Below are 15,108 nucleotides of genomic sequence, written 5' to 3' on the forward strand. Positions count from 1 at the left end.
CGCAGCACGGCGCAAGGCCTTCTTGGCATGACAATGGCAGCGTGGCACACCCTCGGTCGCGACCGGGGCGAGGCCCAGTCCGGGGCGTACCAACTCGGCTCGCGCGCAAAACCCGCCCCCGCGCCCGTTTGTCCCGTTGATCTCCCGCATGGGCTGATTTACCCGGGGCGCAGATGTTGGTATACCGTCGTGTACGGAACACCGACACCCCGAACTGAACCGCCCATGCGCGCGCCCCGCGCATCTCCAGGGCACCGACCCGATCCAGAATCGCCCAAAGGTAGTTGAACATGGCTGATCAAACGAACCCGGATATCGTCTATACCACCGTGGACGAAGCGCCCGAACTGGCGAGCGCGTCGCTCTTGCCGATCATCCAGGCCTTCGCCGCCCCTGCGGGCGTGTCGGTGGGCAAGAAGGATATCAGCCTGGCCGCCCGCATCCTGGCCGCGGTGGCGGGCGCGCCGGATCACCTGGCCGAGCTGGGCGGGCTGGTCAAGACGCCCACCGCCAACGTGATCAAGCTGCCCAACATCTCCGCCTCCCAGCCGCAGCTCGATGCCGCCATCGCCGAGTTGCAATCCCAAGGCCACGACATCCCCGCCTATCCGGCCAACCCGACCACCCCGGAAGAGGAAAGGATCAAGGCCGCCTATGACGCGGTCAAGGGCTCGGCGGTGAACCCCGTGCTGCGCGAGGGCAATTCCGACCGGCGCGCGGCCCAGGCGGTGAAGAACTATGCCCGGGCCAACCCGCACCGGATGGGCGAATGGACCGCCGACAGCAAGACCACCGTGATGACCATGGGCGCGCGGGATTTCTGCAGCAACGAGACCTCGACCACCATCACCGCGGCCCAGGCCGGGCCCGCGCGGATCGAATTCGTGGGCGCGGACGGCACCACGGTGCTGAAGGAGGGCGTGCCGCTCGACGCGGGCACTGTGTGCGATGCGACCTTCATGTCCGTCGCCGCCCTGCGCGACTTCCTGGCCGAGACGATCTCGGCCACGAAAGAGGCGGGCGTGCTGTGGTCGATCCACCTGAAAGCCACGATGATGAAGGTCTCCGACCCGATCATCTTCGGCCACGCGGTGGAGGTGTTCTTTGCCGAGCTGTTCGAGAAACACCCGGAGCTGACCGGCGCGCGCGGCGGGCTGGGCACGGTGCTGAACGGCGCCTCGGACGCAGTGCTGGCCGATTACCAGGCGGTGCTGGACAAGCAGCCGCCGATGTACATGGTCAATTCCGACACCGGCCTGACCAACCTGCACGTGCCCTCGGACGTGATCATCGACGCCTCCCTGCCCGCGATCATCCGCGCGGGCGGCAAGGGCTGGGGCCCGGATGGCAACGAGGCCGACACCGTCTGCGTCATCCCCGACAGCAGCTATGCGCCCGTCTATGCCGAGACGATCGAGTTCTTCAAGAAGCACGGCAAGCTCGATGTCACCACCGCCGGGACGGTGCAGAATCTCGGGCTGATGGCGCAGAAGGCCGAGGAATACGGCTCCCACCCGACCACGTTCGAGGCCCCTGCCGACGGCACCATCCGCATGATCGCGGCCAATGGCGATGTGCTGCATTCCCACGAGGTTGAGAAGGGCGACATCTGGCGCTCCTGCACCGCCAAGAAGGCGCCGATCGAGGACTGGGTCAAGCTGGCGATCGAGCGGCAGAAGCTCACGGGCTATCGCGCGATCTTCTGGCTGAACGCCGACCGCGCCCATGACGCCGAACTGATCAAGCATGTCACCCCGATCCTGGAGGCCGCGGGCGTGGCCGACAAGTTCGAGATCATGTCGCCCGCCGAGGCCACGGTCGCGAGCCTGGAGACGATCACCAAGGGCGAGAACACCATCGCCATCACCGGCAACGTGCTGCGCGACTACCTGACCGACCTCTTCCCGATCCTGGAGCTGGGCACCTCGGCCAAGATGCTGTCCATCGTCAAGCTGATGCAGGGCGGCGGGCTGTTCGAGACCGGAGCGGGCGGCTCCGCGCCCAAGCATGTGCAGCAGTTGCAGGCCGAAAACCACCTGCGCTGGGACAGCCTGGGCGAGTTCTGCGCCCTGGGCGAGAGCTTCAAGTTCCTGGCCCAGAGCCGGGACAACGCCAAGGCGGGCGTGCTCGGCGACGCGGTGGAGGCGGCGACCCAGAAGGTGCTGGAATTCGACCGCTCCCCGGGTCGCAAGGTGGGCCAGCCCGACAACCGGGCGAGCCATTACTGGTTCGCGCGCTATTGGGCCGAGGCCCTGGCGGCCCAAGACAAGGACGCCGAGATCGCGGCGCATTTCGCGCCCATCGCGGCAAAGCTGGCCGAGAACGAGGAGACCATCCTGGCCGAGTTGGCCGCGGGCGCGGGCACACCGGCGGATACGGGCGGCTACTACCATAACGATCCCGCCAAGGTCGCGGCGGTCATGCGGCCCAGCCCGACCCTGAACGCGATCATCGGCTGAGCCGGGCGAAATACGGATGAAAGGCCGTCCTTCGGGGCGGCCTTTCGCGTGCCGCGACCCGAAGGGGCCAAGCGGTTTCGAAACCGCTTGATCCGCGCGGATGGTCACCGGCACGCCCCGCAAGGCGCCGCGGCCCTGCCGGGTGTGCCGGCAACGACCCTGCATTCCCGGATCGCGACGCGGGAAATCCGCCCGGGGGCTGGGACCAACGCGCTTCGAAGCGCATTGTCCGGCGCGGCCGCGACCGGGTGCGCCCCGCACACGGTCCCGTTTGTAATCCGGCCGCAACTGGCGCTATATCGAGGCGACGACCCGCAATCCCGGCCGAACCGCCGACCCGATCGAGGACCCCCGACATGAAGATCGCCTGCACCATGTCCAATGCGCGCGGCGGCACCGACCTGCTGCTCTGGAGCCTCGCGGCCCGGATGCAGGCAGCCGGCGTCACCCTGTGCGGCACAGTCCAGACCAACACCGATTGCGGCGACGACAAGCCCTGCGACATGGATGTCAAGATCCTGCCCGACGGGCCGGTGGTCCGCATCTCCCAAAGCCTCGGCGCGGGGTCCCGGGGGTGTCGGCTCGACCCGCAGGCCCTGGAAAGCGCGATCGGGCTGTCGGAGGCGTTCCTGCCCCAGGCGGACCTACTCTTTGTCAACAAGTTCGGCAAGCAGGAGGCCAGCGGCCGCGGCTTCCGGCCCCTGATCGCCGAGGCGCTGGCCCGCGACATCCCCGTGCTCGTGGGGCTCAACAGCCTCAATGCCGAGGCCTTCGAGACCTTCACCGGCGGGATGGCCGAACGGCTGGAGCCGACCGAGGCCGCGGTGGAGGCATGGCTCTGGACCGCGCTCGGCAGTGACCCGGACCGCTGGGCCGCCACCCGCGGCGCGCGCCAGAGCGCCTGAGCCCCGCCCCACACCGCCCCGCGCAGAAGACGCTGGAAAACCGCCGGTCCCGCCACTAGCCTGCGGCCGCAGCACCCCCCGACCGGAAAGCCCGAGCCCATGAGCACCGCCGCCGATATCCACCCGATGGCCCCCGCGCATTTGCCGCCCTATGTCGCGGGCGCCGATGGCAGCGACTTTCTGATGAGCTTCATGGTGGTGTTCCTGATCGCGGTGATCCTGGGGCTGGGCGTGGCCTATTTCACCCTGCATGCCCTGCCCGAGAAGATGGCGCACCGCTCCAACGCGGTGCAGCTGCAACTGATCAGCGTGCTGGCGATGCTGGCGCTTTTTACCCATAACAACCTGTTCTGGGTCGCGGCCCTGGTGCTGGCGGCCTTCCGTCCGCCGGATTTCATCACGCCGCTGAACTCCATCGCGCAATCGCTGCGCAACCTTGCCGGAGGGCCGCGACGCGACGAGGCCCCTGCCCCCACAGCCGAGAAAGAGGGCTGAGCCATGCTGGAATTGATGCTGTGCTCGATGCTCACGGTGCTGCCCGATTACCTCTACCGCAGCCGGGTGCAGGGCAAGACCTGGGGGCAAGAGATCACCTTCTTCACCATGTGGTACGAGCTGCGCTGGGGCATCACCCTGTGCGCGATGCTGACCATCAGCCTGATCACCGTGGTGTTCTATTTCCACCCCAGCACGTCCAACGTGACCTCCTTCTTCCGCACGGTGACGATCCTGTCCGAAAGCGCGGGGCGCGTGGACAAGGTCTATGTGGATATCAACCAGGAGGTCGCCGCGGGCGATCCGATCTTCCGGCTCGACAGCTCCCGGCAGGAGGCCGCGGCCGAAACCGCCCGCCGCCAGATCGAGGAGGTCGATGCCGCACTCCTGGTCGCGCAATCCGATCTGGGCGGGGCCACCGGCGCGCTGGAACAGGCGCAAGCCGCCTACCGGCAGATCGAGCAGGATCTGAACCGGCGCGAGACGTTGCTGGCCGAAGGCTCCTCCGCCGTCACTCAGCGGGAGGTCGACACCCTGCGCAACCAGCTCGACGAGGCGCAAGGCGCGCTCGATGCCGCCGAGGCGAACCTGCGCTCGCTCCAGACCCGGATCGAGGTCGCCCTGCCCGCCCAACGCGCCACGGCCAAGGCCGCGCTGGCCCAGGCCGAGACCGAGATCGGGAAGATGACCGTCTATGCCGGGATCGACGCCCGGATCGAGCAGTTCGATTTGCGCGTGGGCGATATCGTCAACCCGATCCTGCGCCCCGCCGGTGTGCTCGTGCCGCTGGATTCCGGGCGCAACCGCTTCCAGGCGGGTTTCCCGCAGGTCGCAGCGCAAGTGATCCGCCCCGGCAGCGTGGCCGAGATCGCCTGCGTCTCGCAGCCCTTCTCGATCGTGCCCATGGTGGTGGTGCAGGTGCAGGACGTGATCGCCGCAGGCCAGATCCGGCCGTCGGACCAGCTTCTGGATATCGGTGCCCAGGGCGCGCCCGGCACGGTCACGGTGTTCATGGAGCCGCTCTATCCCGGCACCACCGACCTGATCCCGCCGGGCAGCCGCTGCCTTGCCAATGCCTACACCAACAACCACGAACGGCTGGAGACCGAGGATCTGGGCATTTTCCACCGGATCGGCCTGCACGTGGTCGACACGGTGGGCGTGGTCCATGCGGCGGGGCTGCGCCTGCGCGCGCTGCTGATGCCCTTCCAGCTGCTGGTCTTCACCGGTCATTGAGCCCTGCACCCGCCGGGACAATGGGAGGAGCATGTGCGGTAAAGCCCTGATCGGAAAAGGTTTTGCTGCGCCGCGCCGGAAACGGTCTTTACAAGCCCGCGCCATATGCCCTACCAAATCCGGGCGCGGTCCCTTAGCTCAGCTGGATAGAGCAATCGCCTTCTAAGCGATCGGTCGAGGGTTCGAATCCTTCAGGGACCGCCAATCCGGCGCCTTTGCCACCTTCGCCTGTTGAACTCTGATGCACCAGGCTGGCCCGCCTGCCACTGGTCTGCGGATGTCGCGCCGGATGCGCCCTTTTATCCTGCGCGGGTCCGGGCGGCGGCCCCCGGTCGGGGCACCGACATCGCACAGGCAGGGTGCGGCGCGCGGCCCATGGCACCGCCGGGATCGAACCAGCGGGACAGCTCGGCGAGCAGCTTGGGATAGCAGGGTTTGCGGCTGGCGATCCGGTCGCAGATGTGAAGATGGCGCGCCAGGGACACGTCCCGCAAAACGCGGACCGAGGCCATATCGAGCGTGCCCGCCTCCTGGTACCCTGCGAGGAACGCGCGGGCATGGTCGTCGAAGACCTGCACCGCGCCGTGATCGCGCAGCCCCTGCTCATCAAGATGGGCAAGGAAATTGCCCACATCCACGTGCCGGTCCCCCATCGCCAGAAGGTCGAGGTCGATCATCCAAAGGCGGCTTTCCTCCACGAGCAGCTGGTCGGGATAGAAGTCGCGGTGCAGCAGGACATCCGGGCGCTTCGGCACCCGGTCGAGGGCAATCCGCGCCGCCCGGCGCAGGCCCGCCAGCGCCTCGGCATCGCCGGGATGCGCGTTCGCCGCATGGTCCAGCGCCCGCGCGAGCACGTCCCATTCGGCCTCCGGCGTCCAGCGCGGCACGCCCTCGACATGGCAGGCATGCAACGCGGCCAGCGCCCGCCCGGCTTGCCGGAACGGCGCCACCGGGGCCTTGGGATGTAGGCAGGCGGTGAGGGTCCGACCGGGCACCTTCCGCATGCTCCAGGCGCGCAGACGCGGCGGGCCGGGCCATGCCTCGGGCACGGCAAAGGCCCCTGCCCCGGTTTCGGTGAACCCGGCCGCACGCAACGCGGCATGGTATGCCGGGGTGGCATGATCGGCCCGTTTGGCGCGTGTCTTGATAAGGTAGTCGGTCGCATCTCCTGCCGCGTCCCGCGCGGTCACGTCGATCAGTGCACGGCGTCCGGGTTTGTGGCGCCGGAGTTTGGGCGGCGCGACCACGGTCGGGCTTTGATGCGCCGCAAGGGCCTGCGCTGCCCCTTGCGGATCGAGCAATGTTGCGAGTTGGGGCAGTTCCGGATCGACCTGTGGCGCCGGAGCGGTGCGGAGGCCCGCTTCGACCCGGTCCAGCAGTGCGCAGGTCCGCGCGGGCCAATCGGGCAGCTGATGACGAAACGCTTCTCCCAACAGCAGGAAGAGATGGGCGGTTTCCTGCGCCGACCAGGACGCAGGCAGAGGCCGCACATCCCCGTAACCGGCAAGCAGGGCCTCGGTCGCGGTCTTCGCCGCCGCCTCGGGCAGGCCGTGCCACAGGCGCTGCACCTCCAGCCGGGCCAGCGCGCTGCCGAGATCGGACCCCTGATCGCCCATCGCGGCGCGATCCCAGTCGATGATGGTGATCGCGTCCTCTGCGCCCACCAGGATCTGGTCGGCCGAGAAATCCCCATGGATCAGGCCGTACTGCTCCGGCACCGACGCGAGGGCTGCGACGAGCCGCTCGGCAAGGTCGTTGGCGCGGGCGCGCTGCTCCGGCAGCAGGCGGCCGATGTCCTTGGCAAGGGCGCGCAGGCGGCGAACCGCATCGAACCGGGTGGCCTGAAACGGCGTCCGAAGGCCGGCGCGATGGGCGGTGGCAAGGGCCGCTCCGGCCTGGCGGAAGGCGTGCGGGTCGAGCGCCGCATCGTTGGCCGGGCACAGGCTGCGCCCGTCGATCCAGTCGGACACGATCAGCCCACGCTCGGCGCAGGCCGCGAGAACGCGCCCATGCCCGAGCGTGGCGGCCAGCAGGATGCCCGACAATGCCTGTGCATGGGCCTTGCGCGTGTAAGCCTTCAGGAACGCCCGTGTGCCGCCCGCGTCGAGGCGCGCGACCAGACGGCGGGTCGGACGGTGGCTCAGGGGGTGCAGCACGGCCCGGGACAGGGGATGATCGCCCAGCAGGCGCGCCAGCTCCGCCGGCCTGCTTTGTTCGGGCCAGAGCCGTTTCAGACCGGGAATGTCCCGGTCCGCGGCGGGGGATTGCGCCACCACATGCCGGTCGCGCAACGCTTGGGGCGCAAGGTCCTGGCCGCGCGCAAGCACCTGGCCATGCCTGTCGCGGGTCAGCGCCTTGAGCCACAGATGGCGACCATCCGCCAGGCGCACGGCGCGGGTGCAGCTGGTGCCGGGCTTGTAGCGCAGCGACCCCAGCGCCGCGATGGGCGCGCCGAGACCGGCCTCCAGCGCCGAGCGGTCCAGCAGCAGCGCAAGCCCCGGCAAGCCCGGATCCCGCGCGATCAGCGCATCATTCTGCGGCATGGGCGACCCCCGTCTGCATCTGCTCGGCCCAGAGCTTGGCATAGAGCCCGCCTTGCGCCAGAACGTCCTCGTGGCGACCGTTCGCGACGATCCGCCCGCCCTCCAGGCAGATCACCCGATCCGCCCGGGCCGCGAGATGGAGATCATGGGTCACCATCAAAAGCGTGCGGTTCTCGGTCAGCTGCCAGATCGCGTCTGCCAGGTTCGCCTGAGTGGTCGCATCCAGACCGGTGGTCGGCTCGTCCAGCAGGAAGATCGGCGCGTTCCTGAGAGCCGCGCGCGTGAAGGACAGGCGCTGGCGCTGGCCGCCCGACAGGGTGCTGCCGCGTTCCGCCAGCACCGTGTCATAGCCCTGGGGTTGCGACAGGATGAAGTCATGGGCCCCCGCAAGCTGCGCGGCCGCGATGATCTCGTCTGGGGTCGGTTCGTGACGCGCGGCAATGCCCAGATTGCGCGCGATGCTGGCATGAAACAGCACCGGATCCTGCGGCACGAAGGCAAAGCTGTCGCGAACATCCTCCACCGCCAGGGCCCGCAGGTCCCGCCCGTCGAGGCGCACGGCCCCCGCATCGGGATCCTGCAAGCGCATCGCCAGGGACAGGAGCGTCGATTTGCCTGACCCAGACGGGCCGGTGATGGCAACCCGCTCGCCTGCGCGGATCGAGATCGAGATATCCTTCAGGATCTCGGAGCCGCCCAGGTTCAGAGACACGTTTTCGAACGCGATCCCCCCCTGGGTTTCGGGCAGTTTGACGGGCGTCGCGAGGCTGGTCAGCTTCGTGTCCTCGTCGAGCAACGCGATGACCCGCTCCCCGGCCGCGGTCGCCTTGGCGAGGCGGGCGGCATATTTGGCGTAGTCGCGCACGGGTTTGAACGTGTTCTTGAGGTAGGTCAGAAAGACGATCAGATCCCCGGGCGTGGTGCGCCCGTCGAGGATGGACAGCCCCCCGAACAACAGCACCAGGCCGATGCCGACACCCACCAGGATATCGACCCGGCGTTCCAGCCCCGCGGTCAGCCGCTTGGACTGCACGCCCTGTTTCAACTCAGCGGCGTTGTCGCCGAGAAAATCCTTGCTCATCGCTTTCTCGAGGCCGAGCGCCTGGACGATGGCCACGTTCGACATCGCCTCGGATGCGGAGGCCGCCATGGCCCCTTCGGTTTTCCGGGTCTTGCGGCTGACCGACTGGATACGCCGCCCGATCCGCATCGTCATCAGCCACAGCACGGGCAAGGGTGACAGCGCGATCAGGGCAAGCTGCCAATCGATCCAGAGCATCACGGCGATCATGCCGACCAGCACCAGCGCATTCACGGCCAGCGGCAAGGCGGCGGTGACGGTGGTCTCCTTGAGCATGCCCACATCGGAAATCAGCCGCAGGGTCAGGTCACCGGGGCGGGATTTCTGGTGAAACGCCACGGGCAACCGTTGCAGATGCTCGAACAGCGTCGCGCGGACCTTCGCCAGAACCCGCGCCCCGGCGAGCGCGAAGGTCACCCGTGCGGTGAACTCGAACGTGGCGCGCAAGCCCATCACCAGGACTATGGACAGCGCACACAGCACCAGGAGCATGATCGGATCGGTCAGCCCGAAGGGCATCCCCGGCTCCGTTCCGCCCCGCCCGGGCACGAACATGTCGATCACGAACTTCAGCGGCCAGGGCTCGGCCAGCTTGGCGAAGACGGCCGCGAGCATGGCCAGCGCCCCGCCCGCGATCAGGGGACGCTCGTCGCGCATGAACGGGGCCAGTCGCCGCAACACCCGGCGCAAGCCGGGGGCGGTCTCCGCCAACGAGGACGGACGGCTGCCGGACCGGGCCATCAGGCGGCCAGGACCGAAGGGAGCGGCAGGCCGTTCAGGCTCGCCCGCAGGACGTGATCCCAACTGGCGGTGCGGATCACATGGGCGCGCCCGCGCTGGCCCTGCGCGCGCCCGACCGACGGGTTCTGCGCCAGGTGGATGATCGCCTCGGCCAGCGCAGCGGGGTCATCGGGCGGCACCACCGCGCCCGCCCGGGGCGGCAGGACCACATCGCGCATGTTGCCCCGGTCACTGACGAGAACGGGCAGGCCCGCCGCCATGTATTCGTAGATCTTGAGCGGCGAGAAATAGAACGGATCCCCCCCGCGATAGGGGGCGAGCCCCACATGCATCCGGGCCAGCAGCGCCGGGATGTCCTGCGACGGCGCCGCGCCATGGAAGTCGACCGCGTCGGCAAGACCGCCCTCGCGCGCCTGCGCCTCGAGGGCCGCGCGCTCCGGACCGTCGCCGACCACCAGCAGCCGCGCATCGCGCACCGAGCGCCGGACCAGCGTCAGCGCATCGATCAGGCAGGCCACATCGTGCCAGGGCTTGAGCGTGCCGACAAACCCGAGGGTGAAAGGCGGCCGGAACCCGGGTGGCACCGCAAAGCGGTCCGCATCGACGCCATTCGGCACGACCTTGACCGACCGGGCGCCGAAGCCTTCGGCATAGGCGCCGACCGCATCGGAGACGGCGATGATCCGATCCGCCGCCGAGATCGAGGACCGGGCACGAGCCGCCGCCTCGTCCGAATTCTGCAGAACCCGGTGGCGGCGCTGTTCTTCCAGAAGCGGCGCGTTGACTTCCAGCACGCTGGGGATCCGGCGCGCCGCACCGAATTGCATGGCCGCGTCCGAAAACAGGGCGTGCCGCTCATAGATCAGATCGAAAGGTCCGTGGTCCTCCATCGCCTGCGCCAGGCGCGCATTGGCCGCGATCAGCGCGCGTTCGCGGACCTCGGGCGCGCCCTTGGCCGGTTTCGGCAGCGGCACCCAGGTCACCGCGGCCAAATCCTCCGGCAACGGCGCGCGGGACGGGGGCGCGAACAATGTCACCTCTGCGCCCATGCGCAGCAACGCCCCGAGGATCGCGCGCACATGGATCGACGCCCCCTTGGTGCCGGTGGGCGATATGCCGGGATCGGTCGAGACATAAGCTACGCGCATCAGGCTGCTCCCTTCAGGCCGGCGGGCACAGGGCCCGAGCAGGACGCAAAGAGCTCGCGCAACCGGGCCGCGTTGCGGTCGATGTCGAACTCTTCCTCGATCAACCGGCGCGCATTGCGCGACACGCGCCGGCGCAGGTCGATGTCGCCAAGCATCTGCGAAATCGCGGCGGACAAGGTGTCGGGGTCGCCCTCGCTGGCCAGCAGCCCGGTGTCCCCCGGGCGCAGGATTTCCGGCAGGCCGACCACATCCGTCCCGATGCAGGGCGTTCCAAGCGCCATCGCCTCCAGCAACACGGTGGGCAACCCGTCACGGTTGCCGTCGCGGGCCACGATACAGGGGCAGACCAGAACGGCGGCGTCGCGCATGGCGGCGATGACCTCGGATTGCGGGCGCGGTCCTTCGATGGTCACCTGACCCTCCAGGCCCGCCGCCGCGATCTGGCTGCGCAGGTTGTCCTCGTCCTCCCCCATGCCGATGATCCGGCAGCGCGGGGTCTGCCCCTTGCGCGCCAACTGCCACAGGGCCTCCACAAGGATATGGAACCCCTTCTTCTCGATCAGGCGGCCCACGGCGAGGATATCCGTCTGCCGCGCCGTCGGCTCGGACCACGCAAAGCCCGACAGATCGAGCCCGTTGTAAAGCCGCACGAGCCCGGCCGCGTCCTTGCCGAACGTCTCGGTCATGTAGGCCAGGTTGAAATCCGAAACCGTCACCGCCGCCGCCGCATCGCGCAGCTTCACGTCCAGCTCGATCGGCGGGTCGTAGCGGTAATAGATATCCTTGGCATGGGCCGTGAAAGTATACGGAATGCCGGAGACCTGCGAGGCCACGCGCGCGACCGTCGTGGCGACCGTGCCGAAATGGGCGTGGAAATGCGTCACGCCAAGGCGTTTGGCGTCTATGGCCAGCGCAAGCCCCTGCGCAATGGCATCGGTCGCAGCGCCCGTGGCCAGCGCCCGTTGCGGCGCACCGGGATAAAGCGCCTCGGCCTTCTCCAGAAGGTCCCGGAACACGCTGACAGAGCGGGTCTTCTCGGGGATCCGGTGCACGGGCGCGCGCACTTTCGACAGGATGTCCTGGAAATGCGTGTCCATGACCGGGCGCAGCGCGAATATCTCCACCTGCTGGCCCGCGCGCTCATGGGCGAGGATCTCGTGGACGATGAAGGTCTCGGAAAAGCGCGGGTAGCGCTTGCAGATATATCCGATCTTTCCCTGTTTCGGTGGACGGATATGGATCATGGCGATCTCCTTTTCTGATCGGATCACTCTGCGGCGATCTGTTGGTAATCGGGGTAAAGCGCGGACTGGGCGAGGGCGGCAACAGAGGCCAGCCCATCGGTCCTGATCCCATGAGAGGCCGCGCGCGGGATCGGGCGCGCCATCCACTCCGACAAGGCCGTCGGGGACAGCCCCCTCGGGTGGCAGATATCGACAAGCCCGCGGTCGCTCAGGGCGCGCGCGCGGATCAGCTGCTCCGTGCGCGGCGCGACCCTTGGCACGATCAGCGCCGGTTTCTTCAGGGCCAGGATCTCGCAGGTCGTGTTGTAGCCCCCCATCGCCACGATCCGGCGCGCCGCGGCCATCAGCGGCACGAGGTCCGGCACGAAGGGCACCACCTGCATGCCGCGATTGCCCGCCGCGATCTGCCGGATACGGGCCAGGGCGTCCGCATCCATTTGCGTGCCCGGCACGATGATGCCGCGGTGACCCGCCGGAAGCTCCGCCGCCGCGAACGCCTTGCACAGGTCGAGACCGTCGCGCCCGCCGCCCACGGTGCACAGAACCAGCGGCGCCTCCCCACCACTCGGCGCGACCTCGGCGGGCCAGTCCTTCAACAAGTAGCCGGTATGCACGATCTCGGCGGTGATGCCGGTCAGATCGCAGTCCTTGAACACGTCATAGACGGCCGGGTCCCCATAGATCCACACCGCATCGAAATAGGTGTTGATGGTCTCGACATGGCGCTGGCGCAGCCATTGCCGCCGCACGGTCGCCGGATCATCGAGGATATCGCGACACCCCAGCACAAGCCGCGTCTTGCCCCGTTTGCGAAGCTTGCGCAGCGGCCCCTCCAGTTCCCCCTGGGCGCCAAGCGGGACATTGTCCACGATCAGCAGGTCGGGCGCGAACCGCTTCAAGGTGGCCGCCAGGATCGCCTCGCGCAGGGCGCGCAGCTCGCACAGCTCCATGTTCAGGCGCCGGGCAGTGTATTGGCCATCCGCGTGCTTGGCATAGGCCGGCAGCGTCAGAACCTCGATGCCGTCGGGAATGTCAAAGGCCCCGACTTCGTAGGTCCCGGCCACCAGCATCACATCCGGCTTCGACGGCAACGCGCGCAGCTTCTTGGCCAGCATCAGGTTGCGCCGAAAGTGGCCAAAACCGAGCGTGTCATGGGAATAAAGGGCGATACGGTTGGCCTGCATCCTGAAACCTTTTGCTGTGGGCTGAACTTCGTGAAGCAGTTGGCGCAACCGGCCGATTGGTCCATTAAACTGGGGTTTATGGGCACCTCTCTGCCATAAACCATCGGTCTAGATCGCCGCTTTCAGCGCGGAATACCCCTGCGACTCGTGCCCTTTGCGATTTTGACGGAGCTGTCGCGGCGGTGTCTGACGACACTCTGATATGGACAAAAACCCTCGGGTCGACGGCGGCAGGAGGCGGACTTGCGCGCCCCCGGTCCCACGACCGGCCTTCCCCGAAGCGCGGGGGGGGCCACCGCACCGACCGACAGCCCCTGCGCGGGACTGTCGCGCGGTGCAGGCGTCGGGTATCGGATCGATGGCACGCGGTTCCCACGAGCGCGCCCCCGCCTGCCGGGCGCGGCGAGCGACCCGTGGATCGGCCGGGCCTCTCGGCCCGAAGGCTAGCAGGCCAATGTCGGATCGAACGGCAAGATTGTTTCTTGAACGTCATCAATCGAAAAAATTAATATTACCCATTCCGAATAAAGATTGAATGAACCTGGAATTCCGAAAAGCGTCCACCCCTGAAACACCCCGAGCTATATTCAGATCTAGAAACACTCGTCAGGCAATCCGTTGATGTACCTGCGATTTTTCGAAACGCACCCCCGAACGCGTGAGCTTCGGTGTCTCGACCCCGGGCAGCTGAAAAGACAACCTCAATGTATTGAAGCCTTCATTCAAAACGCTTTCAATTGACGCACGTAACCCACTGCGCATTCACCTGAAATCCTTTGACACATCAACACGTTCCAACAGAACGACCCACGGGCCCGACTGCTGCAGTCCCGCGCCACGCCCTGCACCACCCCTGTGGCGGCATCAAGACGGGACACAAACCACTTTCGCCGCACCATGAAAACAAGGCGAATTATCCGAAAAAAGAGCGTTGGAAAGGGGCCAGAGCACGCTTCGAGCAAAGCGCTGGCGCAGGCATCCGACGCTTCCCTGGCACGCCGCACCGCAGAATATACTGCAGTCAAGATCACAGCGCGGACGGCAGTGAGATCTAAGTTCTTTCAAAAAACCATGATGAGGAAACACCTTAGCGTGACAACCCGCCCGTGCGCACCGCCCGTTACACCTGCACTTTGCCACGAAATAAAAAGAAAAATCCCTATGGAATTAGGTTAACAAAACATTAACGCCGGTCTATGCCGTTAACTAATACTGAGGTATGGTACACTAGCGGTTTTAGCCGCAGTTAACGTGAAAGGTAAAACGACATGAGACTTGGTAAATTTCTCGCGACAACCGCTGTCGCGGTGATCGTCGCAGGTGGCGCCTCCGCGTCGACCATCAGCGACATCGTGATCACCAGCGTGACAGGTGAATGGACCAGCGTCACCGGCGGCACGAACGTGAGCGGGCTCACCACAAACGCCATTTCCTGGGGCACGACCACGCCCTCCGGTGGACCGCAGAGCGGCTACACTTTTGTTGGCGTCGCCCCGCCTGCAACAGCCCCTTTTTCATCTGACACGGTGTTCACCCTGGGCAATTTCACCCACGACAACTTCCCAATCAACTCGGGGACATCCATCACCGGAGCCACGCTCGACGTGACCACGGAATTCACGATCGGTGGTGTCGCAGGATCGCTGACGTCGCAGTTCATTTTCGATCATTTTGAAACGCCGAACGATCCCGGTGGCGCCCCCTGCGCAGCTGGCGGTCCCGAGCCATGTGGCGACTTGGTGACCCCCACCCTGAATGTCGGCGCGTCCGACTCCCTCACAATCGGTGGGGTAGACTACTTCGTGTCCGTGACGGGGTTCAACATGGGCGCCAGCTTCCTGACTGCAGAGAATGCGTCGAACACGACGACCCTCCTGGGCACATTCACCGCTGACGTGGCTGCCATCCCGCTGCCCGCCGCGGGCTGGATGCTGCTGGCCGGTGTCGGTGGGCTGGCCGCCCTGCGCCGCCGCAAGAAAGCCGCCTGACCGAGGCCGAACCTGCGCACCCCCGACGCGGCCTCGGTCGCGTCGGGACATGAACCCTCGACCGGGACCGGCCTTGCAAGGGCA

General features: G+C 67.1%; 10 protein-coding genes and 1 tRNA gene. 6 read left to right on the forward strand and 5 right to left on the reverse strand.

Annotated features, from left to right (window positions below; translation table 11 throughout):
• The first annotated feature begins 290 nt into the window (after window positions 1-290).
• The 5 genes from DSHI_RS10120 to DSHI_RS10140 all read left to right on the forward strand — a co-directional run bounded on the left by DSHI_RS10120 (window position 291) and on the right by DSHI_RS10140 (window position 5,299).
• Window positions 291-2,459, forward strand: a complete 2,169-nt coding sequence (locus DSHI_RS10120) for an NADP-dependent isocitrate dehydrogenase (protein ID WP_012178656.1) — start codon at window positions 291-293, stop codon at window positions 2,457-2,459.
• Window positions 2,460-2,815: 356 nt separating this feature from the next.
• A complete protein-coding gene (locus DSHI_RS10125; RefSeq protein WP_012178657.1) occupies window positions 2,816-3,364 on the forward strand; it encodes a DUF2478 domain-containing protein in 549 nt (182 codons plus the stop codon).
• 99 nt (window positions 3,365-3,463) lie between these two features.
• Window positions 3,464-3,859: a hypothetical protein gene (locus DSHI_RS10130; RefSeq protein ID WP_012178658.1), complete on the forward strand. Its 396-nt coding sequence runs from the start codon at window positions 3,464-3,466 to the stop codon at window positions 3,857-3,859.
• 3 nt (window positions 3,860-3,862) lie between these two features.
• Window positions 3,863-5,095 carry an HlyD family secretion protein gene (locus tag DSHI_RS10135; protein ID WP_012178659.1) on the forward strand — a complete coding sequence of 411 codons (1,233 nt, stop codon included), beginning with the start codon at window positions 3,863-3,865 and terminating at the stop codon, window positions 5,093-5,095.
• A gap of 127 nt (window positions 5,096-5,222) precedes the next feature.
• Window positions 5,223-5,299, forward strand: a tRNA-Arg gene (locus DSHI_RS10140).
• Between the two features lie 95 nt (window positions 5,300-5,394).
• On the opposite strand, the gene DSHI_RS10145 is transcribed toward DSHI_RS10140, so the two are convergent.
• The 5 genes from DSHI_RS10145 to DSHI_RS10165 are packed head-to-tail and all read right to left on the reverse strand — an operon-like array spanning window position 5,395 to window position 13,036.
• On the reverse strand, window positions 5,395-7,638 hold the full coding sequence (locus DSHI_RS10145) for an aminoglycoside phosphotransferase family protein (protein ID WP_012178660.1): 2,244 nt from the start codon (window positions 7,636-7,638) through the stop codon (window positions 5,395-5,397).
• Window positions 7,625-9,460 carry an ABC transporter ATP-binding protein gene (locus DSHI_RS10150; protein ID WP_012178661.1) on the reverse strand — a complete coding sequence of 612 codons (1,836 nt, stop codon included), beginning with the start codon at window positions 9,458-9,460 and terminating at the stop codon, window positions 7,625-7,627. The genes DSHI_RS10145 and DSHI_RS10150 overlap by 14 nt, the downstream gene beginning before the upstream one ends.
• Window positions 9,460-10,608: a glycosyltransferase family 4 protein gene (locus tag DSHI_RS10155; RefSeq protein ID WP_012178662.1), complete on the reverse strand. Its 1,149-nt coding sequence runs from the start codon at window positions 10,606-10,608 to the stop codon at window positions 9,460-9,462. Before DSHI_RS10155 ends, DSHI_RS10150 begins: the two co-directional genes overlap by 1 nt.
• Complete coding sequence (locus tag DSHI_RS10160) at window positions 10,608-11,852, reverse strand: glycosyltransferase family 4 protein (RefSeq protein ID WP_012178663.1); 1,245 nt, start codon at window positions 11,850-11,852, stop codon at window positions 10,608-10,610. The genes DSHI_RS10155 and DSHI_RS10160 overlap by 1 nt, the downstream gene beginning before the upstream one ends.
• A gap of 23 nt (window positions 11,853-11,875) precedes the next feature.
• Window positions 11,876-13,036, reverse strand: a complete 1,161-nt coding sequence (locus DSHI_RS10165; protein ID WP_012178664.1) for a glycosyltransferase family protein — start codon at window positions 13,034-13,036, stop codon at window positions 11,876-11,878.
• Window positions 13,037-14,304: 1,268 nt separating this feature from the next.
• Here DSHI_RS10165 and DSHI_RS22590 point away from each other — a divergent pair.
• Entirely contained in the window at window positions 14,305-15,024 is a 720-nt protein-coding gene (locus DSHI_RS22590) for a THxN family PEP-CTERM protein (RefSeq protein WP_012178665.1), read from the forward strand.
• The last annotated feature ends 84 nt before the right edge of the window (window positions 15,025-15,108 follow it).

It is taken from the genome of Dinoroseobacter shibae DFL 12 = DSM 16493 (assembly GCF_000018145.1).
Lineage (GTDB): Bacteria > Pseudomonadota > Alphaproteobacteria > Rhodobacterales > Rhodobacteraceae > Dinoroseobacter > Dinoroseobacter shibae.